Consider the following 26,320-nt stretch of genomic DNA (forward strand, 5'->3'; position numbering starts at 1 on the left):
CCTCCTATTCCTGTTGTCCCATCTTCTTGCTCGTCTCGATGTTCTTCAAATGCTCCTTATACGTCTTCGCAAACAAATGCTCCTGGGTCCCGTCCTTCTTCGTGACATAGAACAGGTAATCGGACTTCTCCGGGTTCAGCGCCGCCTTGATCGATTCCAGACTCGGGCTTGCGATCGGCCCTGGAGGGAGACCTTTCTGGCGATACGTATTATAAGGGCTCTTGACCTCCAGATCGGCATAAAGCAGCCGCTCCTTCGGTTTATCCAGCAAGTACTGCACCGTAGCGTCAATCTCCAGCTTCATGTCCTGCTCCAGGCGGTTATAGATCACGCCGGCCACAAGCGGACGCTCATGATCGACGACCACCTCGCGCTCGACCAGCGAAGCGATCGTCATCAGTTCATGGAACGTCACGCCGCGAGCCTTCAGCTGCTCCTCCCAATTCGGGATTTCTTCAAGACGCTTTTCGGTCTCCTTCAGCATGGTCTCCACGATTCCTTTGGCCGATAATTCCTTCTTCGGGAGCTCGTACGTTGCCGGGAACAGATAGCCCTCCAAATGATGCTTCAGCTCCGGATCCTCAGGAATTTCGGCCGCCACCGGAATGTCCCATCCGGAGGATTGGTCAGCGAGGTCCAGAATTTCTTTCTCATCGATCCCGCTTTCCTCGGATATCTTCTCCGCCATTTGGGCGACCGTGAAGCCTTCCGGTATTGTAAAGCGGACCATCTCCTCCGGCTTGACTTCGCCGTTATTCATCATCGTCAGCAGCTCCTGAAAGGGAGTGCCGGGCGTTGCCTCGTAGGTGCCGGCCATTAACCGGCTCCCTTCATTCGTAAGCTTCAAATAACCTTTAAGTAGTAGGGCGTTCTTAATTAATCCCTTGTCCTCCAGCAGATCGGCAATGGATGATGTGCTCATGCCCGGCTCCACCGTAAATTCTACCGGGGCATCCGAGCTCTGAACAGGCTGAAGGCCGTTCCACACATAGAATGCAGCCCCGCCGGCAATGAGGATCAACGCCAGTGCTGCTATAGCCAGTTTCTTCAATCTACTCATCCCTTCACACCAAAAGGGGCGGACAGGTCCGCCCCTTCCATAAACTCATTTGAAATCAAATCGAGAGAATCCGCGTAAGTAACGATTCAGCTGCCCTTAATCCTCGTCTTCCTCCGGAAACGTCAGCTCATCATACAGCTCCGACACATTTTCCCACTCTTCATCGTCGTCAATGGTCGCCAGCTGCAAGCTGCCGTCTGCGTCCGTCACGATCCGGAGCACCTCGTACTCCTCGTCCATCCGGTCCGGCTGCACCAGAATGGCATAGCCTTGGCCATCTACTTCAAATTCGGCGGCAATATCATAGACCTCGACTTGACCCTTCTCGTCCTCAAGCTCGATGCTTTCACCGAATGCTTCCTTGAGCACCTGGGTCCACACGATATTCTCAACCGAAAAATCCGCCATTACTCGTCGCTCCCATTCAGCTCATCCACGAGCGTATTGAAGGTTTCTTCGACGATCGCCCATTCCTCGTCATCCTCGATCATGAACAGCTTGAGATCATCTCCGTCTTCCTCATAGCGGAAGGCGTACACTTCATCGGTCTCCTCATCGGCTGCTTCACGCGGCACGACCATCATGTATCTGGCGTCGGAGCCGTCCACCTCGAATTTCATGATGACTTCAAACTCTTCCTCATTGCCCTCGTCATCGGGAATATAAATAATTTCCGGTTCTTCTTCCATGCCAATATGCTCATTCGCCATTCGTAATCACCCTCACCTTTTAGAATCCAAGTAGTTTTGTAATATCAAACTTGCGGCCATTTTGTCCACGACCTGTTTTCGCTTTTTTCGGCTGACATCGGCTTCCAGCAATGTCCTCTCAGCGGATACTGTTGATAGCCGTTCATCCCAAAGGTGAACGGGTAAGTCTAGGGAATCCCGCAGCGTGCCTGCGAATTCCATGCAGATTTCACCCCGGGGACCAATCGTGCCGTTCATATTTTTCGGAAGGCCGACCACGATCTCACCAACCTCATGCTCTTTTACAAGCTCGGCGATTCGGTTCAGCTCGCTCCCGTCCCGGCGGCGTTCGACGACCTCGAGCCCTTGGGCCGTCCATCCGAATACGTCGCTTAGGGCTATCCCGATTCTGCGGTCCCCGTAATCTAATCCCATGATTCTATGCATTCCCTATACTCCTAACGGTGACTGGCTAAGTAGAACCGGACCAGTTCTTCAATCAATTCATCTCGCTCTTTCTTCCGGATCAAACTTCTGGCATTGTTGTGCCGAGGTATATAAGCAGGGTCCCCGGACAAAAGATATCCCACGATCTGGTTAATCGGATTGTACTCCTTCTCGACCAACGAGTCGTATACCGAAAGTAAAATGTCCTGAGCGGAAACCTCCTTCTCATCACCTTTTACATTGAACTTGACTGTCTTATCCATGGAGTCCATGTGTGACACACCTCGCTTCTTCAAAGAACATGTAAACCATGCCTCGTCGAAAATTTACCAGCTTGATCTTGTTATATCATACCATACTCCGTCGTCTCTACGGAAATCCAAAGCGAAATATTTAGAGGGTACTCCAAAAAATTCAGGATAGTGTACAGCGAATGCGTCCCCGCCCGCTGTACACCACCGAAGGACAAAGCATTAAACGCCTTGGGCGACAAGCTCCTCTGCCCGCTGGAGAGCCTGGGCCATCTTGGATGCATCCTTGCCGCCAGCCTGGGCCATATCCGGACGGCCACCGCCTCCGCCTCCGCAGACCGAAGCGACTTCCTTCACCAGCTTGCCTGAATGATAGCCCTTCTTCACCAGATCCTGCGGCACGGCTACGACGAAGTTCACTTTCTCGCCCGCTTTGGAGCCGAGTACGATGATCGCATTCGGCAGCTTGCCCTTCAGCTCATCCGCAATGCTGCGGAGTCCGTCCATGCCGCCTGCCTGAACTTCAGCCGCCAGCAGCTGGACTTCACCCACTTGCTTCACTTTATCCGTCAGCTGACTGGCCTCAATCGCTCCCAGCTTGCCTTGCAGCGATTCATTCTCGCGGGCCAGCTCCTTAAGCTGTTGGTTCAATCCCTCGATTCGCTTCGGCACGTCAGAGATGTTGCTCTTCAAGAGGCTTGATGCCTGCTTGAGAAGATCAAGCTGTCCTTCCAGGTACTCATAGGCATGGCGCCCGGTCACAGCTTCGATCCGCCGCACGCCGGAGCCGATGCCGCTCTCTCCGAGCAGCTTGAAGATGCCGATTCGGGACGTATTGTCCACATGACATCCTCCGCACAGCTCGATGCTGTAATCGCCGACTTGGACGACGCGGACGATATCCCCGTATTTTTCCCCGAACAGCGCCATCGCTCCCATAGCCTTCGCTTCATCAATCGGCTTGAGGTCGATGACCACCGGGATGCTCTTCCACACTTGCTCATTGACGCGGCGCTCGATTTCGGCCAGCTCCTCCTGGGTAATGCTGCCGAAATGTGAGAAGTCAAAGCGCAGCCGCTGCGGCTCGACAAGGGAGCCCGCCTGGTTGACATGCTCGCCAAGCACTTCTTTCAGCGCTTTATGCAGCAAGTGGGTTGCCGTATGGTTCTTCACGATATCATTTCGAAGGCTGGCATCCACCTTGGCGGCTACGACGTCGCCTACCTTCAGTTCGCCTGCCTCCACGGTTACAAAATGCACATGCTGTCCGTGAGGGGCTTTGAACAGGCCTTCTACTTTTGCGCGTACCGTATCGCCCTCAAGCACGCCTTGGTCGCTGACCTGGCCGCCGCTTTCGGCGTAGAACGGCGTTGCATCCAGAATGACCTGGGCGGACTGTCCTTCGCCGATTCCATCGGCAAATTGATCATCCGTAATGATGGCCAGCACCTTCGCATCGCGAACGGTGTCATTATATCCAACAAATTCGCTTTTAACCGTATAATCGGACAGAACCCCGCCTTGAACCTTCATGCTTTCCGTTTCGTGGCGGGCTTTGCGCGCACGCTCGCGCTGCTCCTTCATCGCCTCGTCGAAGCCTTCGCGATCGACGCTCAGGCCGTGCTCAGCCGCATAATCCTCCGTCAAATCGAACGGGAAACCATAGGTATCGTACAGTTTGAACGCATCGGCGCCGCTAATGACCGATTGGCCTTGCTTCTTCGCTTCCGCGCTCATCTCTGCCAGAATCGCCAGCCCGTCGGAGAGCGTCTTGTGGAACTGCTCTTCTTCCGTTGCGATTACCTTCTCGATGAACGCCTGTTTCTCAACAACCTCCGGATAGTAGGCGCCCATAATGTCGCCGACCGTGCCGGTCAACGTGAACATGAACGGCTTGTCAAGACCGAGCACCTTCCCGTATCGAACCGCACGGCGGAGCAAACGGCGGATGACATAGCCCCGTCCTTCATTAGAAGGCAGCACGCCGTCGGCAACGGCAAAGGCGACGGTGCGGATATGATCCGCAATGACCTTGAGCGCCACGTCGTATTCCGCCTTCTCCTTGTATTTCACACCGGCAAGCTCAGCGGTCTTTTGAATGATCGGCTGGAACAGGTCGGTATCGAAGTTGGAATCGACATTTTGCAAAATGGAGGCAAAACGCTCAAGTCCTGCACCCGTATCGATGTTCTTGTTCGGAAGCGGCGTGTAGCTGCCGTCCTTGTTATGGTTGAACTGCGAGAATACGAGGTTCCATACCTCAAGCCAGCGCTCGTTCTCGCCGCCCGGGAACAGCTCTTCTTCCGGCGCTCCGTGCCCATACTCTTCCCCGCGGTCGTAGAAAATCTCGGTACATGGTCCGCATGGCCCTTCCCCGATATCCCAGAAGTTGTCCTGCAGCTTGATAATCCGGCTCTCGGGCAGGCCGATCTTCTCGTTCCACAGCTTGAACGCTTCCTCATCCTCCGGGTATACCGTGACGGACAGGCGCTCCGGATCGAACCCGATCCACTTCTTGTCGGTCAGAAACTCCCATGCCCAGGTAATGACTTCTTCCTTGAAGTAGTCTCCGATGGAGAAGTTTCCGAGCATTTCGAAGAACGTGTGGTGACGGCGAGTCTTGCCGACATTCTCGATATCATTGGTGCGAATGCATTTCTGCGAGTTGGCGATTCTCGGATTGTCCGGGATCACCCGGCCGTCAAAGTACGGCTTCAGCGGCGCCATGCCTGCATTAATCCACAGCAGCGACGGGTCGTTGTGCGGAACAAGCGAAGCGCTTGGCTCAATGTGATGGCCTTTCTCGGCGAAAAACGCCAGCCATTTGGATCGAATTTCACTTGCTTTCATCATTAGCATCCTCCAGTCATAATATAACGCCCGGGCCAAATTAACCCGAACACAAAAACGCCCCTGAAATAGTTCAGGGACGATGTTCTCGCGGTACCACCCTGGTTATCGTGCAAGAATCCGTCCGGTTGGTTAACCGAAAAGACATGCGACGATCGCCTCGTTGCAGCTGGATAACGGCAGCCACCCGGTGAATTTTGTTCACACTCAAAAATTAGCATTTCAGCTTGGACGCTTCCAGGTTCTCGCAGCCATTCGTATTGGATCGCATCGATCCGCCGAAAGGAACCTGTTCTCTGGGCAAGGTGCACGAAGCTTACTGGGATTTTCTCATCGATTTGGACGAATATTCGTTTAATATTTCAAGTATATCCACGGAAACGGCATATTGTCAATCCGTCGCCACCGATCGTCAACGTCTGCTCGGATCTCAGCCCGATTTCCGCCTTACATAATAAGCAAAAACATGCTGCAAAAGGACCTTGAGCACCGCAAAGACAGGTACGGCGAGGATGAGACCTACGGTTCCCGCGATCTGGCCTCCGACAAGCAGGGCGAATATGATAAGAAGCGGATGCATATGCAGCTTCTTCCCAACCACCTGCGGAGAGATCACATTGCTTTCGAGCGTCTGGCACACCATATTGACGAGCGCGACCATCAGCACCATTTTCCATGAAAGTGTCGAAGCCATAACAAGCGCCGGAGCGGCGCCCAGAAAAGGCCCCAAATACGGAATGATGTTGAACACGGCCACGATGCTGGCAAGCAGCAGCGCGTACGGCATGCCTACGATCATATAACCGATGTATGCGAGAATACCGATAATGAGGCAAACGAGAAACTGCCCCCGGACATAATTGCCAAGGGCATTATCAATGTCCTTAAGCAGGATAACGATCGACTTGCGGTGGCTTCGGGGCAGATAGGAAACGGTCGTCCGCTGAAACACCTCGAAATCTTTTAATATGTAAAAAATGAGGAACGGCACGATCATGACATTGAACAATATGTTAATCGCATTGCCGATATTGTCCATAAAGTCCGAGATGCCTCCGGCCAGCCTCGATTCGATGGTCAGAAACCAGCTGTTCACCCCGGTTCGTACGCCCGGCGGCAGCAGACGGCTATCCAGACTGGTCATCAGCGACTGCGCGTTCATCGTCAGCTCAGGCAGATGCTCGTTTAATTCCTCCAGCTGCCGGATCAGCATCGGAATCAAATTGATGAGAATGACGGCAAGTGCGGCCAAGAACACCGCATAGATCAGGAGCACCGCAGCGCTTCGCGGGACCTTACGGTCGGAGAGCATGCATACAATCGGATTCAGGACATAGGATATGATCATGGCTATCAGAAACGGAGCAAGCACCGCTTTGACAAAACGATAGACATCGAGAAATAAAGGCCTAAGAAGCCATACAAAATAAAGGGTAATCAGTCCAAGCAGCAGCCATATTAAAAAGCGAAACCACTTGCTCTCGGTCAGCTGTTCCACAGGGCACTCTCCTTTACGGCAAAAGCTTACCCTGTAGTATATGTCCAAGCTTCCGGATTTAATCTAACATTCAGTTCCTCTGGTTCATAGAAAAAGGACCTCCCTCGCGGAAGATCTCCATGGATCCGGCGGGAAGGCCCTATTCTCTGAGAATATGTACGCGCTCTTTAGGAAGAGGCGTGCAAATGCGGGAACTCCGGCTGCATCTCATCGCCGAAGAATAAATCATCCAGCGAGCTGAGCGTGCCGTCCTCTTCAACCTGGTATACGGACATCTTCTCCCCGTTCACCGTCAATTCAATAAAGCATCCCCAGCAGTAAAACTGGTGGGAGCCGATTTTTCCGATATCTTTGGAACTACAGTTTGGACATTTCATCCTACTTCACCCTATCCGTTCACAGAATTAATGGCTTTTTCCAGACGCTGTTCGCTCATCGGGGGGACCATTACGGCATGTTCACCGACAGCCATTTCCGCTGTGCAAGGCAGCCATTTGCGGCCTTCGATCAAATCCGATACAAAACCGTCGGATATTTCCAATCCTAATATTGTATTGCCCTGTTCCTGCTCAAAATAAACATCCGAAACACGTCCGAGCAGAACTCCGTCCTCCGTCAGGACCTGCATTTCTTTCAATTTACGCTTGCCTGTAAGGTAAGTTAAGCCAATTTCGCCCGTTCCTACCTTCCGTACGGCCTCTTGGCTCCGGATCATGACGGCATCTTCTCCATAGGCTACGATGTCTTCCCATGCAACGCTTTTCACATGTGTGGAGAACAAAGCCCGGCCTTCAAGTTCCAATCCGGTTATCAGCCAGTTATCATCTAGTATAAAATCGTGGATTTTTCCGATTTCTTTACCGTTTTCCACGTCGAATACAGCCAGTCCGATCATTTCCTGAAGCTTCATTGCTAGATGGATACCTCCTCATCCTCCGCTTGTTTGAAACCGGCAATCCAGCATGGCATGCAGCCAGCCCCTCGGCTTCTAAGGATGAAATGGATGAACGCATACCCCCTTTATTAGCGAAAAGAGAAATCCCTCAACATTTATTTACGCAGCCGTTTAAGGATGGTTTCAATTTTTTGGGCCGTGAACTCCATTTCTTGAGTAGTATTACCCAAACCGAAACTAAATCGAATCGCCGATCGCAAAATCGGGTCGGGAAGCTTCATGGCCTGAAGCACATGAGAGATTTCCAGCGAGCCCGAGGTGCAGGCCGAGCCGCTTGCAGCCGCTATGCCTTCCATATCCAGATTCATCAGCATCGTCTCGGTGCTCACATCAGGAAAGCTGAGATTCAGCACATGCGGGAGATAGTACTCCTGGTTTCCGTTGATCGCAAAAGCCTCCTCGCCGATCAATCGGCGAAGCTCCTCGAGCAGCGTGTTCCGCAGCAGCCGATAATGCGCAAGCCGCTGCTCAATCCCGTTAACGGCGAGCTCCGCTGCCGCCGCAAATCCGGCAATTCCCGCCATATTCTCGGTTCCGGCACGGCGCTTCTTCTCCTGCAGCCCGCCAAATAGACGCGGTGACAAGCTCAATCCCCGTTTGACCACCAAAGCGCCGACACCTTGCGGGCCGTTAATTTTGTGAGCGGAGAAGCTCCACATATCGACGGGGAGGTCTTGGCAGGATATTCGAGCAGATCCCAGCGCCTGGACGGCGTCCGTATGAAATACGACGCCACGGCTTGCGCATAGCTCGCCGATCTCGGCTATCGGCTGGATGGTGCCTACTTCGTTATTCCCATACATAATCGTAACAAGCACGGTGTTCTCCTTGATGGCGCCGGCGATGTCCTCTACCGAGACGCGACCGGTATGGTCGACCGGAATGTAGGTAACCTCGCAGCCTCTCTTCTCCAGCTCTTGGCAGGCATGAAGCACCGCATGATGCTCCACCGCGGAGGTAATGACATGCTTGCCGCTTACCCCAGCCGCCTCAACGATGCCGAAGATAGCCAGGTTATCGCTCTCGGTGCCGCCGGAGGTAAATACCAGCTCATCCGACTGGCATCCCAAAAGGGACGCGATTCGATCCCGCGCCCCGTTCACAATCTTCTTCGCTTCCCGTCCATATGCATGGACGCTCGAAGCATTGCCGTGCCAGTTCGTCATGATGTCCATCATTGCTTCCGCGACGGCCGGATGCATCGGTGTCGAGGCCGCATGATCCAAATACACGGTTTTCATGTTTATTCACGCACCTTGATATTAGTCGAGTATTCACATTTCCGGCGATTAAGGAGATTAGGCGGTTAGGCGATTCGTCATTTCATCGTGATCGCGCCCAAATGCCGGAATGTGATTTTTATGCTAAAACATTTAAGGAAGCTTTACAGCAAAAATGTGGTCTCTCCGCAGCTTATCGATGAAAACCTCATTGGCTTCTGTCATGGATTCTAAATAAGCTCAGGAGGGCTGTTCATCCCTTTGGCTCGTGGAAGTTCTTTTTATCACAACCCGATAATAGCATATACGATGAGCCCCAGCTCTGCAACTTCTCATGAAAAATTTCTGAAACAAAACAACAACAAAAAGGTTGTAATTATACCCCCCTTCCAGGCATACAAAAACAGAAGTCAACGGATCAAGAATAACGACCAAGGAGCCTATTCTCTATAAACTGTTTTCTATAAACTTTCTTTCTTAAAACTCGTTTCTCCAAAGCTCCAGCTGCTCATAGTATTCAAGCTTCCCTTATTCAATGGAAGAGACACGACTAATTGCAATTTAATCAACGCTTGCTCAAGAATCTCCATGGGGTCATCGGACTCCGTCATGCTTTCGCAAATGTCGATGGCTTCTTTCACTGCGTTATTGAGCGTATCCGCCCTTTGTTTCTCTGCTGCTGCTTGCTCAAGCCAGTATTTTAACGCGGCAGATTTACTTTCCTCATCAACCGAATGGCAAAGATTCATATCCTCTTGCCAGCTTCTACTCATAATTTCTCCCCTTTTAGTCTAAGTTCACTTGCCTACATCATTAGACACCGACCAACCCATATTGTTACCCCTTCTATTTCATTTAAAGCCTTTTTGTTCAGCAACGAGCTGTCAAGCTTATGTTCTTGGGATTTCGTTCCGCTTGTCCCGATGTTCCCTTATGCTAACTCATCTTTTTTCTTCACCGAGTTTTGGTGATTTCGATTTCTCCGGCACATCGCATGCCATATAAGAAAGCTACCTAGCATGTCCGGGGAAGGCGGGTTCTAATCATGGAGCGAAAAAGCAATGAAACGGTGAAGATGTCGGATACAGCTACAGATGGAATGAGATTACCCCATTCGGAAGGCATATGGAGCGATCGATCAGATCAGATAACAAAGGAGTTCAAACTTCCAAGTTGACGCGGAGGCGATCTGTAGAAAACGTGGGATCATGTTATAGATCAAGGGATACCACAGAGAGACGCAATACCCCTTGATTATATGTGGCTTAGCCGGCTAATGCTTCAGCCTTTGAATTAAATATAGAACATATAATTGTCCGCAGCGGACTGTTCCTGGAAATTGATGAGGTTATCAAGCGTCGTGGAATCCAGTACCTCGGCGATGCTGTCGCGGATACGAAGCCACAAATCCCGTTTCGCCGGATCGTCTTCCTCCGTAAAATCCACCGGTGAGATCGGCCCCTCGAGCACGCGGATGACGTCCCCCGCCGTAATCGAAGCCGGCTCGCGGGACAGGATGTAGCCGCCGTATGCGCCGCGAATGCTCTTGACCAGACCTGCGTTCCGAAGCGGCGCGATCAGCTGCTCCAGGTAATGCTCCGAGAGCTGATTCTTCTCCGCTATGCTTTTGAGCGAGGTCGGGCCTTCGCCGAATTTGGCGGCCAGCTCCATCATAATCGTCAATCCGTACCTTCCTTTAGTTGATATCTTCAAAGGTGACACCTCTTTCGAATATTTGTATATGATGTCCATACTTGAACATGCTGTTAGGGGAATCGGATAACACGATAAATACGGTACACGTATGCTCGATTCCTGCTAATTCTGAGTTTTCTCCGTATTCCGATCATTACCCTCAGCTTATGGTACCATATCCTGAATGCCAATGGCTAATAATCCGGATCAAATCGTAAAAATTTGTTCACCCTGAGTGGACATATCCAAGCATGGGAACCTTGGCGAAAGTATGTTAAAATACGTCATGGGCACAATTTAAGATGAAAATGGTGATAACGATGTCTACAGATAATAAGAACACTCGGATCGTTGTCGGCATGTCAGGGGGAGTCGATTCCTCCGTAACGGCGCTGCTGCTCAAGCAGCAGGGCTATGAAGTAATCGGCATCTTTATGAAAAACTGGGACGATACCGACGAATTCGGCTACTGCACCGCCGAAGCGGATGCGGAAGACGTGCGCCGGGTATGCGAACAGCTGGACATTCCCTACTACACCGTCAATTTCGAGAAGGAGTACTTCGATAAAGTATTCTCCTATTTTCTTGATGAATATAAAGCCGGAAGAACGCCGAACCCTGATGTCATGTGCAACCGTGAAATCAAATTCGGCGAGTTCCTGAACAAAGCCCTCGATCTCGGAGCCGATTATGTGGCAACCGGCCATTACGCGCGCGTCACCGAGGAGAACGGGCAATTCCATCTTCTCCGTGGTGTCGATGGCAACAAGGACCAAACCTATTTCCTGAATGCACTCAACCAGGAGCAGCTGTCTAAAGCCCTGTTCCCGATCGGGCATTTGCCTAAACCGGAAGTGCGCCGCCTCGCGGAGGAAGCCGGTCTGTACACCGCGAAGAAAAAAGACAGCACCGGCGTTTGCTTTATCGGCGAACGGAATTTCAAGGAATTCCTGAGCCAGTACTTGCCGGCCCAATCCGGCGACATGGTGGATATCGTCACCGGAGAGGTGAAAGGCCGTCATGACGGTCTCATGTACTATACGCTCGGCCAGCGCCAAGGTCTCGGCATTGGCGGATCCGGCTCGGGCGAACCTTGGTTCGTGGCTGACAAAGATCTGAACAACAATATTCTGTACGTTGTGCAAGGAGATCATCCAAGCTTGTATTCAACAGGATTGATCGCCTCGGGAGTCAACTGGATTGCAGGCGAGGACGCTATGCCCAAAGCCGCCTTCACCTGCACCGCCAAATTCCGTTACCGTCAGCCAGACCAGGAAGTGACGCTTACGCCGCGTGAAGACGGCACGGTGCATGTGGCGTTTGCAAAGCCGCAAAAAGCCATTACGCCGGGACAAGCCGTCGTGTTCTATCAAGGCGAAGAGTGCCTTGGCGGCGGAACGATCGAATCCGCGGATAAAATCCCGTATTAATCTGGAGGCTAAATTAGGAAGCATTTGATTGTCGGCTAATTCGACCTCAATGCAACATAAAAATGCACCTCTGTCATACCTCACTGGAAAGTGGTGTGGTGACAACGGAGGTGCATTTTTTCTGCCGGAACGAGACTGAAATGCCCAGCTGTCTCTAAGGTGAGTAGGAAGATTCTATGGTAGGCAGGCATTTTTCTATGTGGGCAGGATGATTCTATGGCATGTTCTTTAGTAAGTAATTCTTTGGGCGGCAGCCACGTTTCTTTAGTCGGCAGCTAAATTTCTAAGGGCCTGCGACCATATTTCTATGTGCGGTAGCCATATCAAACATCCCCGGACCCGAACCGTGCACAAGAGAAATGTGCTTACGGGAAGCATGTGCTTACAGAGAGTATGTGCTTTATAAAGAGTATGTACTTAGAGGAACCATGTTCGTACGGGAAGCAGTGCATCGAGGGGAGAATGTGCGTACGTTGAAACCTAGCAGGTGATGTAGGGATCCGCCGACGGACGTCCGTAAACCCCAAAAACAATGTCGTTGGATATACCACCGCCCCAACCGACTTGGGGGGCGCCGGGATAAGCAAGTCCCTAAAAGGGGCTTGTGACGACGGTTCCGGCCCCTCAGGAGCGAACAAGTCCCCAAAAGGGTCTTGTGACGACGGTTCGGGCCCCTCAGGAGCGAACAAGTCCCCGAAAGGGTCTTGTGACGCCGGTTTGAGCCCCTTGGGAGCAAACAAGTCCCTAAAAGGGTCTTATGACGACGGTTTGAGCCCCCTGGGAGCGAACAAGTCCCTAAAAGGGTCTTGTGACGACGGTTTGAGCCACTTGGGAGCGAACAAGTCCCTAAAAGGGTCTTGTGACGACGGTTTGAGCCCCTTGGGAGCGAACAAGTCCCTAAAAGGGTCTTGTTCCGCTGGTTCGGGCCCCTTGGGAGCGAACAAGTCCCTAAAAGGGTCTTGTTCCGCTGGTTCGGGCCCCTTGGGAGCGAGCAAGTCCCTAAAAGGGTCTTGTGACGATGGTTTGAGCCCCTTGGGAGCAAACAAGTCCCTAAAAGGGTCTTGTGACGAAGGTTCGGGCCCCTTGGGAGCGAACAAGTCCCTAAAAGGGGCTTGTGACGACGGTTTGAGCCCCTTGGGAGCGAACAAGTCCCTAAAAGGGTCTTGTTCCGCTGGTTCGGGCCCCTTGGGAGCGAACAAGTCCCTAAAAGGGGCTTGTTCGACGGCCTACAGCAGCGTATCCAAGCTGCAATGAAACCCAAAGGGCATGCTCCAACACCCACGAACAAAGACTTCAACGGAGCAGGCGGAATCATGCCGGAAAAGCGTCAGCGCTCTCCTTTGTCCGCTAATTTTTACGACATTGGAGACAATTCCAAGAAAATTAGTGGACAACAGAGATTGGAGGCATGATCCGCATGCGGAGTGATGATTGCGCACCGGGACTTTGTGAGGCCATTTCATGCCTCATTTGGAGGCATGATCCGCATGCGGAGTGATGATTGCGCACCGGGACTTTGTGAGGCCGATTCATGCCTCATTTGGAGGCATAATCCGCACGCGGAGTGATCCCACACAACCGGACTTGTGAAGATACTCATCCCCATTTGTTGCATGATCCACATGCGGAGTGATTGCGCACCGGGACTTGTAAAGCCACTTCAATGAACATGCTCACAACGCATACTCCGTGATTACCCCTCTGCACACGGTCTCCGCCACATCGATGAGCCGCTGGTTAGAGCTGCCGCGAAAAGGCAGCGACACATCCTTCAGCTCAAGCACGAACCGTCCGTCGATAATGACATCGCACAGCAGCGCCAGCTCGCGCCGCTTCGGGTGCCGCATGAGTGCCTCGAATGTAAAGCCTGTATAAGCCCATACGGTTTTGTCCTGACAGTGTGAACGGAAACTCTCGACAAAGGCAGTGCACTCCTCCGGCGAAAAGAACGGGTCGCCTCCGCATAAAGTCAATCCATCGATCAGAGGATTGGAGGCGATATCCCGAAGGATCCGCGCGGACACTTCCTCCGTGAAAGGAACCCCTGCCTCAAAATCCCAAGACGCCGGATTGAAGCAGCCCGGACAGGCATGCCGGCAGCCGCTGATGAAGAGCACTGCCCGGAGTCCCTCCCCTTCGCTAATGCTTTCCGGAACATAGCCGATCAGGTTCACAGATGCTTCACCCGGTCTCTCACTTCCGCCTGCTTCGCGGAGTTGAAACGCTCGGTATAGCTGCCGGTTAAATATCCCGTCACCCTCCGCAGCCGCTGGAAGCGCCCCTCCCCTTCGGAGATCCCGCACTGCGGGCAAATGCTGCCGATTACCCCCTCATGCCCGCAGCTTAGACAGCGGTCGATCGGATGGTTCACGGAGAAATAGCCGATATCGGCCTCCAAGGCAAAGCGGACGATGTCTTGGAATGCCTTCGTGTTCAGCCTTGCGCTGCCGTCCAGCTCCACGTACGAGATCGCTCCGGCGTTGCACAGCCCATGAAACGGAGCCTCCAAGCGAATTTTTCGATAAGCGGGCATGCTGTAATAGACGGGAATGTGAAAAGAATTCGTGTAATACTCCCGGTCGGTAACACCCTCAATTACGCCGTACTGCTTACGGTCCAGCCTTGTAAATTTCCCGGACAAGCCTTCAGCCGGCGTGGCAAACAAGGTGATGTTCAGGTTATGGGTTTCGCTGGCTTCATCGCATCGCCGCCGCATATGGCGGACAATCTCGAGGCCGAGCTGAAAGGCCGCATCATCCTCGCCGTGATGGCATCCGGTCAGCGCCTTCAGGCATTCGGCCAGCCCGATGAAGCCCACCGCCAAGGTGCCGTGCTTGATGAGTTCCCTTACGCTATCCTCCGGCGCGAGCTTCTCTCCGCCTTCCCATACGCCCTCCCTCATCATGAAATCGGACGCCTTCGCCGGCTGTTCGGCTTGGATCCCGAAGCGGTGAACCAGTCCGGCTACAGCGATCCTTATGCAATCATCGAGCCTGGACAAAAAGCCCTCGAGATCCGGCTTCCCCCGCTGCTGCAGGACGATGCCATGCTCGATCCCCAACTTGACCAAATTGACGGTGTTGAAGGACAGATTGCCTTTGCCGCTCAATCGGTTTCGCCCGAAGCGGTCGGAGATCGTCCGGGTTCGGCATCCCATCGTGGCAATGATGGTATCCGGGTCGTCCGGCTTGTAATACGGCAGGTTGAATGAAGCGTCCACATTGACGAAATTCGGGTACAGCCTGCGGCTAGAGCATTCGACCGCCTTCAGGAACAGGTCGTAGTTGGGCTCGCTCTCCGCCTGGTTCACTCCCCGCTTACACTGGAAAATATGCTGCGGAAAAATCGGCGTCTCCCCCCGCCCGAGTCCGTTCATCGTGGCATCCAGGAGCGCATGGGATACCATGCGGCCTTCCGTCGATGTGCACATGCCGTAATTGAGCGACGTGAACGGGATTTGCCCCCCGGCCCGGCTGCTCATCGTGTTCAAATTGTGGATTAGCGATTCGGCGGCCTGCCTCACCTCATTCAGCGTTTCTTCATAGGCATACCGGTAAATTCGGCGAGCGTTCTCCTTCAGTTGCTGGTTGTCGATGTACAGCTCATCGTCATTCCAATCGGCCGTCCCTGGTGAAGATTCGGCATCTCCGAGATAAGCCGCACCCTTGCGGAAATGCCGCCGGAACGTTTGGCCAACGTACGGTGCGAGGTCCCAATCGATTTTGTTCGCGGAGACGCCGCCGTACTGGCTGTTCTGCTGGGATTGGAAAATGATCGCCACGAGCGCCATCGCCGTCATGATGCTTTTCGGCGGCCGTACCGAACCGTTACCCGTATTAAAGCCTCCGGCGAGCAGACGGTCAAAGGGGATGAAGATGCAGTTGGTCGTGCCGAGCGCGTACTGATCCAGGTCATGGACGTAAATGGATCCTTCCCGTACGGCATTCGCAAGCTCTGGGGGAAGCACAAAGCGGCTTGCCATCCACTTGCTGTATTCCGAGCCGATCCGACTCATTTTTCCACTGAACGATTCGCCGTTCAAATTCGCATTCTCCCTCAGCAGATCGGGATTGGCCGACAAGAGCACGTCGCTGCTGATTTTGTACAGCTCGCCCCGCCTAATCCGCTCCAAGTCCCGGGACTCCCGGTACTTCTGGTAAGCCGCAGCCACTTCCCGAAATCCCTCCTGCTGCAAATGCCGAATGACCAGATCCTGAATCTCCTCAACCGTAATCCGTTCCTTCCCCCGCAGCGCTTCGGCTACGAATCCTGCGATCCGAACGGAGGCCTCCTTCCGCGCGTTGCCTTCAACGGCTGCAAGAGCTTTGTCCACCGCATTCACGATCCTGCCTGCCTCAAATGGCGCCCCGCTTCCATCACGCTTGATCACCTTCATGTGACGTCTCAGCTCCTTATTCATCTATCACTTTGAATACTATATATAGTGCACGAATATTAATTTATAATCTACATATAGTATTAAGCTGTGACTTCGATCACGGAACGTTGAAAGATCGGTTAACAATGCAGGGTATCCTTCCTTCGAGAAGGACCGTTCCATCAATCCATTAAGGGATCTGTCAAGCTGAACGGGACCCGTAATCATGCATAAAAAAAGCGCCTCTTCCGATCCTGTATGATCGTGAAACAGCGCTTCAAGGGTTATAGTCGTCAATCAGCCCAGCATCTCCTTATACAAACCATTAGAACACACACAAATCTCAGTTTGCACGGTGCACACCAGACAGCCAATCAGCTCTCCGCTGGCGGCATCGGCGTAGGGGTCGGTTTTGCATAGCCGGTACCATATTTATCGTCGATCGTCTGGCGAATATGCGTTAAGCTCTTGCCCTCACTGCTCATTTTTGCCGATTCCACCGCAATGTCAAGGCATACACCGCAACGGGTGCCGTGATCATCCCATACGACGCTCCCGTCTTCGCGAATTTCATCAATGAAGCAGTTTAGATTGCTTTGATGCCCGGCACTTTCCCCGCACCCGCAATAGCAGGGTATATGCTTCAGCACGTCGCTCACCTGAGCGGACAATGCATAAATGGTCTGAATTTCGCTCGTCTGGCCCTTCAAAAATTCAGGCAGCACATCGGCCGAAGCTGTCATTTCCTGAAGGTCTCCGTTGGCCAGCTGCGTCTGGTGTCCATGGGCATGCGCAGACTCCGCAGCCTGTCCGTCAGGCGCCTGCTCCTGGCCGCTCTTGGCTGAACAACCGCCCAGCACAACACCAATCGATAACAGTAATATGACAAAGCTTCTTTTCCCTATTCTCATCTTCATCCTCCCTAAAATCATTAGTGCCCGCCCAGGACGAGCTGCTCATACCTGCATCCCTGCATTCCTGCTTCCCTGCATTCCTGCATTCTCTTCCCTGCATCCCAAAAACGCCTATTGTTCACGTCTCAGCCGCTGATTGTGGGCAATCTTCGCCTCGTTCCCCTGCTCCGTCGCCTGATAAAACACCCGACCGGATAGCTCCTTCGGCAGATACTCCTGCTTCACGTAATGCCCTGGATAATCATGCGGGTATTTATATCCGACATGTCCAAGCTTGATTGCCCCTTGATAATGGGCATCCCGCAAGTGCAGTGGAACCTCCGCCGACTTCACCTCGTCCATAGCTGCCATGGCGCGGGAAATGGCCTCGACGACCGCATTGGACTTCGGACTCTCTACCGCGAACACAATCGCTTGGACAACGTTCAGCTTCGCTTCGGGCCAGCCGTTGTTCCTGTAAGCCTCCAAGGCGCTGACAGCCTGAACCATCGCCTGCGGGTTGGCAAGGCCGATATCCTCGCTGCTTGCGGCGATAAGACGCCGGATGAACACCATCGGGTCCATCCCCAGCTTTTCGACGGCGTACAGGAACCAGAACACCGCCGCATCGCTCGAGCCCCGAATGCTCTTATGGAAGGCGGAGAGCACGTCGTACTGCGTGGATTCATCCGCCTTCACGAGCGGCTTGCGGATCGATTCCTCGGCCACATCTAGCGTAATATGAACGGTGCCGTTTTCATCCGGGGGCGTGGTCATGGCCGCCAATTCAAGGGCGTTCAAGGCCCGGCGAATGTCGCCGTTAGCCATCGTTGCAATATGCTCAAGCGCCTCGTCATCCGCGATCAAATCCATATAGCCAAGTCCCTTGTCGGAATCGGTCAGCGCGCGCCGCATCGCAATCAGCGAATGCTCCTTGGTTAAAGGCTGCAATTGAAACAACGTGGACCGGCTCATCAAGGCCCCGTTCACGTAATGAAACGGATTTTCCGTTGTCGCTCCGATGAAGATGATGGTTCCGTTCTCAACCGCCGGCAGCAGCGCATCCTGTCTGGAACTATTGAATCGGTGCACCTCGTCCAGGAACAGAATCGTCTTCGTTCCGTACAAGCTGCGGTTGCTCTGGGCCTGTTCAATGACTTCCCGCACATCCTTAACCGAGGCCTCAACCGCATTAAGCCGGACAAAATGGCCCTTGGTCTGCTGTGAAATAATATGGGCGAGCGTCGTTTTGCCGCATCCGGGAGGACCGTACAGCAAAATAGATGATACCTGGTCCGCTTCGATGGCTCGCCGGAGCAGCTTCCCCGGCCCGATGATATGCTCTTGTCCTATATATTCATCCAGCGAAACCGGCCGCATTCGGTCGGCCAGCAGCCTGGAATCCCGGTCGGCTTCGCGTCCGTAACTGAATAAATCCATTTGCTACACTTCCTTGTCTCTAGATCAGTCGTCGGCCAGACCCTGGCCCCTTAAAATCTATCACAGCTTATCATATCATATATGCAGCGGGCGTGCCCGCACTGCCGGCACGATGGACGGCAGCCGTTCGTTCCCTCACTGCTCCGAGTGATGGTCGGCGACGGTTCATTCTCTACACTGCCCCGAGTGATGGTCGGCGACGGTTCATTCCCTACACTGCCCCGAGTGATGGACAGCGGCGGTTCATTCCCATCCCCGAGAGATGGCGGCGGCGGTTCATTCTCTCACTCCCAGAGAGATGGTCGGTCCGGTTCGTTCCCACACGATTCGGGGCTGACGTCGAGCATTTGCTTTTTGATTCATCCTCCCGTTTTAGATTCATTTTAGATCTATCCTAACTTTTTTCTACTTGTGAGCGTTAAATGTATATAAAGCCGTTATTAAGGGGAGAGTGGAAGCGGGCATGAAGATCCGGAATGCCAAGCGGAAAATGGTTCATGCGGCCATCGGAATCGGGGCGAGTCTGCTCATAATGTGCATTCATGCCCAGCACAATCAAGTGCTCTTCGAAATCTATGAGCCTGAAGCTCTGACAGAGCATCTTCTCGCCTTTCGAATGATCTATATCATTCTTTCGCTCCAGCTTCTGTACTCCCTGTACGTGTTGATCCGCTCTGCTATTCGGATATGGGAATACAAGCAGGAAATCCGCCGGGCGAGGGCCAATCCTTCCGGTAATTCGATAGGCATCGACGGAGGTTGTTATGAAAAGAAATAAAGTGCGAATTGCAATTCTCTCGGGAACGCTGCTGGCAGCTGCTGCCCTCATCGTGTGGACGCTGCTTCGGTATATCGGCCATCTCGGTGATTCGTACCGGATGCTGGGATAGAATACTTATTCCGTGCGTTTATTTGCGTGTATTGGCGTGTATTGCGCTGTATTGAATAGACAAAGGACGAATTCCCCGCCATAGGAAATAGCCCCTGAAGAAACGGTGCATGCAGCAACCGCTAACTTCAGGGGCTATCCCTAGTCTAGCATTTTTATTTCCGCTCGTAGTCAATCCCTATGCAATCGATCCATATCCGGCCATGTATCCTTGTATCACGACGTCACGGCCAGCCAATGGCTGTAATATCCGATGCCTCCGCCGTCACGTAAGAAGGACGCGCTTCCCCATGCAGCAGCCACAGCTCGTGCAGTGCCCGGGTACAGCCAACATACATCAGCTTGGCATCCCAAGCTTTCTCCGCGTAATGTCCCGCATCTGCATCCGCAACGATGACCGCATCGAATTCGAGGCCCTTGGACAAATAGACCGGCAGCACCGAGTATCCGCCCTGATACGTACCTTCGCTGCCGTCGATCAGGTTCAGCTCCGGCCATGCCGCACGCAGCTCTTCGTGAAGCGCCTCCGCCTCAAGCAGCGTCCGCGTCAGAATCGCTACCGTACGATAATCCTTCGCGATCAGAGACTCCATCGCCCGCTTCAGATCCTTCGTCCTTGAGCTTCCGGAAGCGTAAGGGATCAAACGCACCGCATCCCCGCTCCGGAACACCGGAACCGCAAGCAGATCGCTGCCGACACCCTTTTCCAAAATACCGTTCGCAAATTCGATGATCTCCATCGTCGACCGGTAGCTGCGCGTCAGGGCAAAATAAGCGGTCTCCTCCTCCTTGAATAAGGAGCTCATTTCCTCCCAGGCATGAACGCCGCGATAGGCATGAATGCCCTGCGACAGATCGCCGAGGATGGTGAAGGAATGCCCCCTGACGAACAGATCCAGTACGGCTACCTGAAATGGGGAGAAATCCTGCGCCTCGTCGATGACGATATGGTCGAAGCGCTGCTCGCCCGTAATATCATTGAGCAGGCAGTGGAAATATAACAGCGCCGGCAGATCCTCTTCCCGAACGATATTTTGCTTCAGATCCTTCCGCGTTGCCTTAAGCACATCGGCCGGAATTTCCGCCGACAGCTCCTCGACCCATGCTCCAGCTGCCTTCGATGCCCCAAACAGCTGTTTATACAGGGCAAGCGGCTCAAATTTCGGCCACCGGTTCGCGTACGCTTTTTCCCGCTGGGACGCTTTCTTCTTCCGTTCCTTCATGACGGCCCCGGATGGCGATTTCTTCAGCTCCATTTCGATCCAGCGATGCAGCCGGGCAAGCAGCCGTTCCTTCCGCTTGGCAAGCGGATAAGGCTTATATTCCTGCTCGAACCACTCGGCGATCGCCTCCCGCTTCAGAACGGCCCCGTCCCAAGGCGAGAAGTCCTCGTCCGGGAGCGCATTGCGCTCCATCCGTTCGACAAAGCGGCGGATCAGCCCCATAAGGCGCAACGAGCCTTTGTAACGGCCGCTGACCTCATCGTTAACATCCGGGGTCCCGCGCCCCGGCTCGCTCTCGAACCACCGATGAAGCGTCTGCGCGTGGTCTCCCGAGAACAGCTCGATTCCAAGCAGCTCGGCTGCCCAGTCGCCGAAGGTGCGCTGCTGGATATCTCCAACCCCCAGCTCCGGCAGGACGTCGGATATGTAGTCCAGAAACATCAGGTTCGGTGCAAAAATAATCATTTTTTCCGCATGGACCTGCTCCTTGTACTGATACAGCAAATAAGCAAGCCGATGAAGCGCTACCGTGGTTTTTCCGCTTCCCGCAACCCCCTGGATGATCAGCGCCGTGTTTTTCGCCGCCCGAATAATCTTGTCCTGCTCAGCCTGTATCGTCGAGACGATATCCCGCAGGCGGTTGTCCTTGTTCTCTCCTAGACGGTAGACCAGAAACTCGTCATTTACGGCCGGACCGCCGCTCTCGCGATTGTACGTATCTGATACCCGCTCCAGTATTTGCTTCCGGATGACGACATTGCGTTTGAGATATACCAGCCCTTCAATCAACCCCTCCGGCGCCTCGAAGGATGCAGGCTCCGTTCCGCCCGTAAACGAATAAAACAGGCTTGCGACAGGAGCGCGCCAATCGATCACCATCGGATGATCCCCAGCCTCTTCCTTATCGAAGCCTACCTTCCCGATATACAGCGGTTTCTTCTCTCCGGTCCCGTTCTCCTGAAAATCCAGCCTCCCGAAGTAAGGCTCAGGCAAGCTCTTGGCCAGCGCCTGCCGCTTCTCTTCCCTCCCGGCCTCGAGCACCTGCTCCGTAAAATCATGTCCGGTATACACCGGGATGCTGCGCAGCCGTTCAAGCTGCCGGTCGATCTCGACGATCACCTCGCGAAGCCTTGACTCCTCTTCTTGATAGGCACTTTGAAAAGATTGTGACACTTTCAGTTACCTCCTAAGAATTCTAATTTTTTCGCATCGAAAAGCCTGGCTTTGCGAGCCGTGACACAAAAAGGAGTTCTATTGTAACATACCTCCAGCCGTTATACCAGATCATACCGCTTACACTAGTACCCTGTTACGTGCTGCGTGATCCGGCCGACGAGTTGCGTTTGCCAAAAAAGCAGCATCCCGGCCATGGGATGCTGCTTTTGCCTGATCCATTTTTTCGGTTATACGGTGACGCCGCCCTTTTCCAGCAGCTCTCTTACGGTCACGCTCACCATGATGAGTCCGGCTACCGGCGGCACGAAAGCATTGCTTGCCGGCGGCTGCTTCGCCTTACGGATTTCCGGCGCATTCTCCGGAACGATCTTCTCCGTGACGTCTTTGCGGGGCTTCATCGGCTCTTCGAGCGAGAAGACCACCTTGACGCCTTTCTTGATGCCGTCCTTGCGCAGCTTGGTACGGACAACGCGGGCAATCGGATCCATCGAGGTTTTGGAGATGTCGGCCACCTGGAACTTGGTCGGATCCATTTTGTTGGCAGCTCCCATGCTCGAGATGATCGGAATCCCTCGTTTCAGACATTCCTTGATCAGATGCACCTTGTAAATGATCGTATCGGAGGCGTCGATGACATAATCGAGCTCATACTTGAAGAGCTCTTCATAAGTTTCCTCCGTGTAGAACATGTTCAGTGCGATCGCTTCGCATTCGGGATTGATGAGCTTCACTCGCTCGACCATCAGATCCGCCTTCTTCTGACCGATGGTCGTCGTCAGCGCGTGGATCTGACGATTGATGTTCGTAATATCAACGACATCCTTATCGATCAGAATGATGCGACCGACACCGGTACGGGCCAGAGCCTCTACCGCTATGGAGCCGACGCCCCCGATCCCGAGCACCGCGACCGTGCTGTTCTTCATGATTTCAAGGCCCTCAGGGCCAATGGCTAGTTCCGTCCGGGAAAATTGATGCAGCATGTATGCAAATCCTCCTTTATCGACAGACGGCTTACTTCTCGTCGCCCGGCTTCTTGGCCAGCTTGATATGCAGCTGCTCAAGCTGTCCGCCGTCCACTTGGGAAGGAGCGTCCATGAGCAGATCCGTTGCGCTTGCCGTCTTAGGGAACGCAATCGTCTCCCGCAGGTTGTTGCGGCCGGCCAGCAGCATCACCAGACGGTCGAAGCCAAAGGCGATCCCGCCGTGCGGAGGCGTACCGTACTCGAACGCATCCAGCAGGAAGCCGAATTTCTCATGCGCCTCTTCCGGCGAAAGGCCGAGCGCTGCGAACATTTTTTCTTGAATTTCGCGCTTGTAGATCCGCATCGAACCGCCGCCGACTTCATAGCCGTTCAGCACCAGGTCGTACGCTTGAGCGCGCACGGCAAGCGGATCGGTGTCCATCAGTTCCAGATCCTCGTCCTTCGGACGGGTGAACGGATGGTGCTCGGCAACATAACGCTTCGCCTCTTCGTCATAACTGAGCAGCGGGAAGTCAAGCACCCATGCAAACTTGTATTCATTGTCGTTGATGAGACCGAGCTGACGTCCGATTTTCAGACGGAGCGCCCCAAGCACATCAGCCACAACCTTCTTGTTGTCGGCGGAGAACAGCAGCAGGTCGCCTTCCTCGGCGCCGGTGCGCTCGCGTACCGCTTCGATCTCCTGCTCCGTAAAGAATTTCACGATCGGTCCCTTGAATTCGCCTTCCTTCACTTGAATCCAGGCCAGACCCTTTGCGCCGTAGCGAGCCGCATATGGTCCCAGGTCATCGATCTCTTTACGGGTCCAGGTACCGCAGCCCTTCGCATTCAAGCACTTCACTTCGCCGCCTTTTTCAATAACAGAGGAGAATACTTTGACACCGCTGTTTGCGACGATATCGTTCATCTCGATCAGCTCGAGCCCGAAACGAAGATCAGGCTTGTCGGAGCCGTATTTGCCCATCGCTTCGGCATAGCTGATGCGTTGGAACGGAGTCGCAAGCTCTACGCCGATCGTTTCCTTGAACAATTTGACCATGAGCTGCTCCATCATATTCAGAAGATCATCGCGCTCCATGAACGACGTTTCGATGTCGACCTGAGTGAATTCCGGCTGGCGGTCCGCCCGCAGGTCCTCGTCCCGGAAGCAGCGCGCGATCTGGTAATAGCGCTCGAGACCGCTGACCATCAGCAGCTGCTTGTAGATTTGCGGAGATTGCGGCAGAGCGAAGAATTCGCCCGCATGTACGCGGCTCGGCACGAGGTAATCCCGCGCGCCTTCCGGCGTGCTCTTGGTCAGAATCGGCGTCTCTACATCGACGAAGCCTTCGCCGTCAAGGAAGTCGCGGAATACTTTGGCCGCTTTGGAGCGGAGCATCAGCGTCTTCTGCATTTCCGGACGACGCAGGTCCAAATATCGGTATTTCAGGCGAAGCTGCTCATCAACCTCAACCCCGTCCTCGATGAAGAACGGCGGCGTCTTGGCAGCGTTCAGCACCTCGATTTCAGTCACTTGAACTTCGATTTCGCCGGTCGGCAGATTTGGATTGAACGTCTCCGGCGCGCGTTTAACGACTTTACCGGATACGGCAATAACATATTCGCTGCGCACTTTGTCTGCAACCGCCAAGGCTTCTCCGGAGAAATCCGGATTGAATACAACCTGCATAATGCCGCTGCGGTCGCGCAGGTCGATAAACAATACGCCACCCAAGTCGCGGCGGGTCTGTACCCAGCCGTTCAGCGTTACGGTTTCTCCAATGTTCGCGGTCGTCAGCAGACCGCATTGATGCGTCCTTTTCATCTTGTTATCATTCCCCTTTAGTATAATTAGCCGCTGATCGCGGGTGGTTAAACAAGTTCTTCAAACAGCTGTTCCAGCTTCACCGTGCGCTGCTCGCCGCTTTCCATGGATTTCAGCGAAATTTCCCCGCGGGCAAGCTCGTCATCACCCAATATGGCCGTATAGCGCGCGTTCAGACGATCGGCGGATTTCATTTGAGCTTTCATTTTCCGCCCGAGATAGTCCCGTTCTGCGGAAATGCCTTTGCCGCGCAGCTCGTAAATGATCTTTACGACTTCCCGCTCGGCTGCTTCGCCGAGGGCCACCAAGTACACATCCAGCGGTTTTACGCCCGAGAGGTCTATGCCCTGGTGTTCCAAAATGAGCTGTATGCGCTCGAGGCCGATCCCGAAGCCGATGCCCGGCTGATCCGGTCCGCCGATCTGGTCCACCAATCCGTTAAAGCGTCCGCCCCCGCCGACCGTATCGATAGCGCCGATCCCCTGCGCCTTGAATTCGAAAGCGGTATGCGTGTAATAATCGAGGCCGCGAACAAGCCTCGGATTAATCTCATACTCGATGTTCATTGCATCCAGATAGCTCTGCACCTTACCGAAGTGAACGCTGCATTCCTCATCCAAGCTGTCCAGGATGGAAGGCGCATCCGTGAATTTGTCCTGGTCCTTCTTGCAATCCAGCACGCGAAGCGGATTGCGCTCCATACGGGATTGGCAGTCCGAACAAAGATTGTCCTTCATCGGTTCCAGGTAAGCAAGCAATCGGCTCCGGTAAGCCGCCCGTACCTCCGGCGTACCGACAGAGTTAATCTCCGCCTTCACGCCTTGAAGTCCAAGCTCCTTATAAAAGGTATAGCCAAGCGCGATAACCTCCGCATCCACAGCCGGATCCGCCGTGCCGAACACTTCGACGCCGAACTGATGGAACTGCCGGTATCTCCCGGCTTGGGGCCGCTCATAACGGAACATCGGACCGATATAATACAATTTGGTAATATCCGGCTCCCCATAGAGCTTGTTCTGCACGAAGGCCCGAACGACGCCTGCCGTTCCCTCCGGACGAAGGGTCATGCTGCGATCGCCTTTGTCCTTGAAGGTATACATTTCCTTCTCAACGATATCGGTCGTCTCTCCGACTCCGCGCTCGAATAATTCGGTCTGCTCGAAGATCGGCGTCCGGATCTCGCGGTAATTATATCTCCGGCACAAATCCCGGGCCTTCTCCTCGATCAGCTGCCATTTCTCGACCGTTCCGGGCAGAATGTCCTGCGTGCCGGTCGGCTTCTCAAATTTTTCGTTTGCCATCTTCATCCCTCCACATCCTACTGCTTTTTTCTTTTACAAACATCGCTTGAAATTAAAAAATCCCCCGCCCCGGCTGTCCAAAGACAACTGGGACGAGAGATGTTCATAAACGTATATCACCCGTGGTACCACCCA

The 26,320-nt window shown here is 53.6% G+C and carries 23 protein-coding genes; 3 read left to right on the forward strand and 20 right to left on the reverse strand.

Features of this window, described 5'->3' with window-relative positions:
• Positions 1 to 4: 4 nt before the first annotated feature.
• From mltG to cymR, 12 genes are all read right to left on the reverse strand, one after another.
• The gene (gene mltG, locus NST44_RS27735) at positions 5 to 1,051 is read right to left on the reverse strand and encodes an endolytic transglycosylase MltG (RefSeq protein WP_007129260.1); all 1,047 of its coding nucleotides are present in this window, start codon (positions 1,049 to 1,051) and stop codon (positions 5 to 7) included.
• A 105-nt stretch (positions 1,052 to 1,156) separates the two neighbouring features.
• Entirely contained in the window at positions 1,157 to 1,468 is a 312-nt protein-coding gene (locus NST44_RS27740; protein ID WP_007129259.1) for a DUF1292 domain-containing protein, read from the reverse strand.
• Positions 1,468 to 1,770, reverse strand: coding sequence for a DUF1292 domain-containing protein (locus NST44_RS27745; RefSeq protein ID WP_007129258.1), 303 nt, complete (start codon positions 1,768 to 1,770; stop codon positions 1,468 to 1,470). Before NST44_RS27745 ends, NST44_RS27740 begins: the two co-directional genes overlap by 1 nt.
• Before the next feature lie 12 nt (positions 1,771 to 1,782).
• Positions 1,783 to 2,196: a Holliday junction resolvase RuvX gene (gene ruvX / locus NST44_RS27750; protein WP_007129257.1), complete on the reverse strand. Its 414-nt coding sequence runs from the start codon at positions 2,194 to 2,196 to the stop codon at positions 1,783 to 1,785.
• Between the two features lie 11 nt (positions 2,197 to 2,207).
• Positions 2,208 to 2,468 (reverse strand): IreB family regulatory phosphoprotein, encoded by a 261-nt coding sequence (locus NST44_RS27755; protein WP_007129256.1) that lies wholly within the window; start codon positions 2,466 to 2,468, stop codon positions 2,208 to 2,210.
• Between the two features lie 201 nt (positions 2,469 to 2,669).
• A complete protein-coding gene (gene alaS / locus NST44_RS27760; RefSeq protein ID WP_210095613.1) occupies positions 2,670 to 5,297 on the reverse strand; it encodes an alanine--tRNA ligase in 2,628 nt (875 codons plus the stop codon).
• Between the two features lie 430 nt (positions 5,298 to 5,727).
• Positions 5,728 to 6,795 carry an AI-2E family transporter gene (locus tag NST44_RS27765; protein WP_007129254.1) on the reverse strand — a complete coding sequence of 356 codons (1,068 nt, stop codon included), beginning with the start codon at positions 6,793 to 6,795 and terminating at the stop codon, positions 5,728 to 5,730.
• Positions 6,796 to 6,962: 167 nt separating this feature from the next.
• Positions 6,963 to 7,172, reverse strand: coding sequence for a hypothetical protein (locus NST44_RS27770; RefSeq protein ID WP_007129253.1), 210 nt, complete (start codon positions 7,170 to 7,172; stop codon positions 6,963 to 6,965).
• Between the two features lie 11 nt (positions 7,173 to 7,183).
• Complete coding sequence (locus NST44_RS27775) at positions 7,184 to 7,705, reverse strand: PRC-barrel domain-containing protein (protein ID WP_007129252.1); 522 nt, start codon at positions 7,703 to 7,705, stop codon at positions 7,184 to 7,186.
• A 140-nt stretch (positions 7,706 to 7,845) separates the two neighbouring features.
• Positions 7,846 to 8,991 (reverse strand): cysteine desulfurase family protein, encoded by a 1,146-nt coding sequence (locus NST44_RS27780; protein WP_213614315.1) that lies wholly within the window; start codon positions 8,989 to 8,991, stop codon positions 7,846 to 7,848.
• A gap of 440 nt (positions 8,992 to 9,431) precedes the next feature.
• Positions 9,432 to 9,743 (reverse strand): hypothetical protein, encoded by a 312-nt coding sequence (locus tag NST44_RS27785; RefSeq protein WP_213614317.1) that lies wholly within the window; start codon positions 9,741 to 9,743, stop codon positions 9,432 to 9,434.
• 520 nt (positions 9,744 to 10,263) lie between these two features.
• Positions 10,264 to 10,683, reverse strand: coding sequence for a cysteine metabolism transcriptional regulator CymR (cymR, locus tag NST44_RS27790; protein WP_007129249.1), 420 nt, complete (start codon positions 10,681 to 10,683; stop codon positions 10,264 to 10,266).
• A gap of 302 nt (positions 10,684 to 10,985) precedes the next feature.
• Here cymR and mnmA point away from each other — a divergent pair, with 302 nt between their 5' ends.
• Entirely contained in the window at positions 10,986 to 12,095 is a 1,110-nt protein-coding gene (gene mnmA, locus NST44_RS27795; RefSeq protein WP_210095591.1) for a tRNA 2-thiouridine(34) synthase MnmA, read from the forward strand.
• 1,673 nt (positions 12,096 to 13,768) lie between these two features.
• Here mnmA and nrdG read toward each other — a convergent pair.
• The 4 genes from nrdG to NST44_RS27815 all read right to left on the reverse strand — a co-directional run bounded on the left by nrdG (position 13,769) and on the right by NST44_RS27815 (position 18,806).
• Positions 13,769 to 14,269 (reverse strand): anaerobic ribonucleoside-triphosphate reductase activating protein, encoded by a 501-nt coding sequence (gene nrdG, locus NST44_RS27800; RefSeq protein ID WP_007133193.1) that lies wholly within the window; start codon positions 14,267 to 14,269, stop codon positions 13,769 to 13,771.
• Complete coding sequence (locus NST44_RS27805) at positions 14,266 to 16,491, reverse strand: anaerobic ribonucleoside triphosphate reductase (protein ID WP_210095741.1); 2,226 nt, start codon at positions 16,489 to 16,491, stop codon at positions 14,266 to 14,268. The genes nrdG and NST44_RS27805 overlap by 4 nt, the downstream gene beginning before the upstream one ends.
• Positions 16,492 to 16,847: 356 nt before the next feature.
• Positions 16,848 to 17,384, reverse strand: coding sequence for a PCYCGC motif-containing (lipo)protein (locus NST44_RS27810; RefSeq protein WP_007133190.1), 537 nt, complete (start codon positions 17,382 to 17,384; stop codon positions 16,848 to 16,850).
• 114 nt (positions 17,385 to 17,498) lie between these two features.
• On the reverse strand, positions 17,499 to 18,806 hold the full coding sequence (locus NST44_RS27815; RefSeq protein WP_007133189.1) for a replication-associated recombination protein A: 1,308 nt from the start codon (positions 18,804 to 18,806) through the stop codon (positions 17,499 to 17,501).
• A 463-nt stretch (positions 18,807 to 19,269) separates the two neighbouring features.
• On the opposite strand from NST44_RS27815, the gene NST44_RS27820 reads away from it, so the two are divergent.
• Together NST44_RS27820 and NST44_RS27825 are read left to right on the forward strand one after the other, a co-directional pair.
• Complete coding sequence (locus tag NST44_RS27820) at positions 19,270 to 19,584, forward strand: hypothetical protein (protein ID WP_007133188.1); 315 nt, start codon at positions 19,270 to 19,272, stop codon at positions 19,582 to 19,584.
• Positions 19,571 to 19,696 (forward strand): hypothetical protein, encoded by a 126-nt coding sequence (locus NST44_RS27825; RefSeq protein ID WP_007133187.1) that lies wholly within the window; start codon positions 19,571 to 19,573, stop codon positions 19,694 to 19,696. The genes NST44_RS27820 and NST44_RS27825 overlap by 14 nt, the downstream gene beginning before the upstream one ends.
• Before the next feature lie 223 nt (positions 19,697 to 19,919).
• Here NST44_RS27825 and NST44_RS27830 read toward each other — a convergent pair whose 3' ends face one another.
• The 4 genes from NST44_RS27830 to hisS all read right to left on the reverse strand — a co-directional run bounded on the left by NST44_RS27830 (position 19,920) and on the right by hisS (position 26,185).
• On the reverse strand, positions 19,920 to 22,091 hold the full coding sequence (locus NST44_RS27830) for a HelD family protein (protein ID WP_007133186.1): 2,172 nt from the start codon (positions 22,089 to 22,091) through the stop codon (positions 19,920 to 19,922).
• A gap of 230 nt (positions 22,092 to 22,321) precedes the next feature.
• Positions 22,322 to 23,077, reverse strand: a complete 756-nt coding sequence (locus tag NST44_RS27835; RefSeq protein ID WP_007133185.1) for a tRNA threonylcarbamoyladenosine dehydratase — start codon at positions 23,075 to 23,077, stop codon at positions 22,322 to 22,324.
• Between the two features lie 31 nt (positions 23,078 to 23,108).
• Complete coding sequence (aspS, locus tag NST44_RS27840; protein WP_007133184.1) at positions 23,109 to 24,884, reverse strand: aspartate--tRNA ligase; 1,776 nt, start codon at positions 24,882 to 24,884, stop codon at positions 23,109 to 23,111.
• Between the two features lie 47 nt (positions 24,885 to 24,931).
• On the reverse strand, positions 24,932 to 26,185 hold the full coding sequence (gene hisS / locus NST44_RS27845; RefSeq protein ID WP_007133183.1) for a histidine--tRNA ligase: 1,254 nt from the start codon (positions 26,183 to 26,185) through the stop codon (positions 24,932 to 24,934).
• Positions 26,186 to 26,320: the final 135 nt, after the last annotated feature.

The organism is Paenibacillus sp. FSL W8-0919 (assembly GCF_038003785.1).
GTDB classification, from domain to species: domain Bacteria; phylum Bacillota; class Bacilli; order Paenibacillales; family Paenibacillaceae; genus Paenibacillus_AQ; species Paenibacillus_AQ lactis.

Coding starts and splice junctions, on each gene's coding strand:
- NST44_RS27740 (WP_007129259.1), bottom strand. CDS start 1,468: ATGGCGGATTTTTCGGTTGAGAATATCGTGTGGACCCAGGTGCTCAAG.
- NST44_RS27745 (WP_007129258.1), bottom strand. CDS start 1,770: ATGGCGAATGAGCATATTGGCATGGAAGAAGAACCGGAAATTATTTAT.
- ruvX (WP_007129257.1), bottom strand. CDS start 2,196: ATGCATAGAATCATGGGATTAGATTACGGGGACCGCAGAATCGGGATA.
- NST44_RS27755 (WP_007129256.1), bottom strand. CDS start 2,468: ATGGACTCCATGGATAAGACAGTCAAGTTCAATGTAAAAGGTGATGAG.
- alaS (WP_210095613.1), bottom strand. CDS start 5,297: ATGAAAGCAAGTGAAATTCGATCCAAATGGCTGGCGTTTTTCGCCGAG.
- NST44_RS27770 (WP_007129253.1), bottom strand. CDS start 7,172: ATGAAATGTCCAAACTGTAGTTCCAAAGATATCGGAAAAATCGGCTCC.
- NST44_RS27775 (WP_007129252.1), bottom strand. CDS start 7,705: ATGAAGCTTCAGGAAATGATCGGACTGGCTGTATTCGACGTGGAAAAC.
- NST44_RS27780 (WP_213614315.1), bottom strand. CDS start 8,991: ATGAAAACCGTGTATTTGGATCATGCGGCCTCGACACCGATGCATCCG.
- NST44_RS27785 (WP_213614317.1), bottom strand. CDS start 9,743: ATGAGTAGAAGCTGGCAAGAGGATATGAATCTTTGCCATTCGGTTGAT.
- mnmA (WP_210095591.1), top strand. CDS start 10,986: ATGTCTACAGATAATAAGAACACTCGGATCGTTGTCGGCATGTCAGGG.
- NST44_RS27805 (WP_210095741.1), bottom strand. CDS start 16,491: ATGAAGGTGATCAAGCGTGATGGAAGCGGGGCGCCATTTGAGGCAGGC.
- NST44_RS27810 (WP_007133190.1), bottom strand. CDS start 17,384: ATGAGAATAGGGAAAAGAAGCTTTGTCATATTACTGTTATCGATTGGT.
- NST44_RS27815 (WP_007133189.1), bottom strand. CDS start 18,806: ATGGATTTATTCAGTTACGGACGCGAAGCCGACCGGGATTCCAGGCTG.
- NST44_RS27820 (WP_007133188.1), top strand. CDS start 19,270: ATGAAGATCCGGAATGCCAAGCGGAAAATGGTTCATGCGGCCATCGGA.
- NST44_RS27825 (WP_007133187.1), top strand. CDS start 19,571: ATGAAAAGAAATAAAGTGCGAATTGCAATTCTCTCGGGAACGCTGCTG.
- NST44_RS27835 (WP_007133185.1), bottom strand. CDS start 23,077: ATGCTGCATCAATTTTCCCGGACGGAACTAGCCATTGGCCCTGAGGGC.
- aspS (WP_007133184.1), bottom strand. CDS start 24,884: ATGAAAAGGACGCATCAATGCGGTCTGCTGACGACCGCGAACATTGGA.
- hisS (WP_007133183.1), bottom strand. CDS start 26,185: ATGGCAAACGAAAAATTTGAGAAGCCGACCGGCACGCAGGACATTCTG.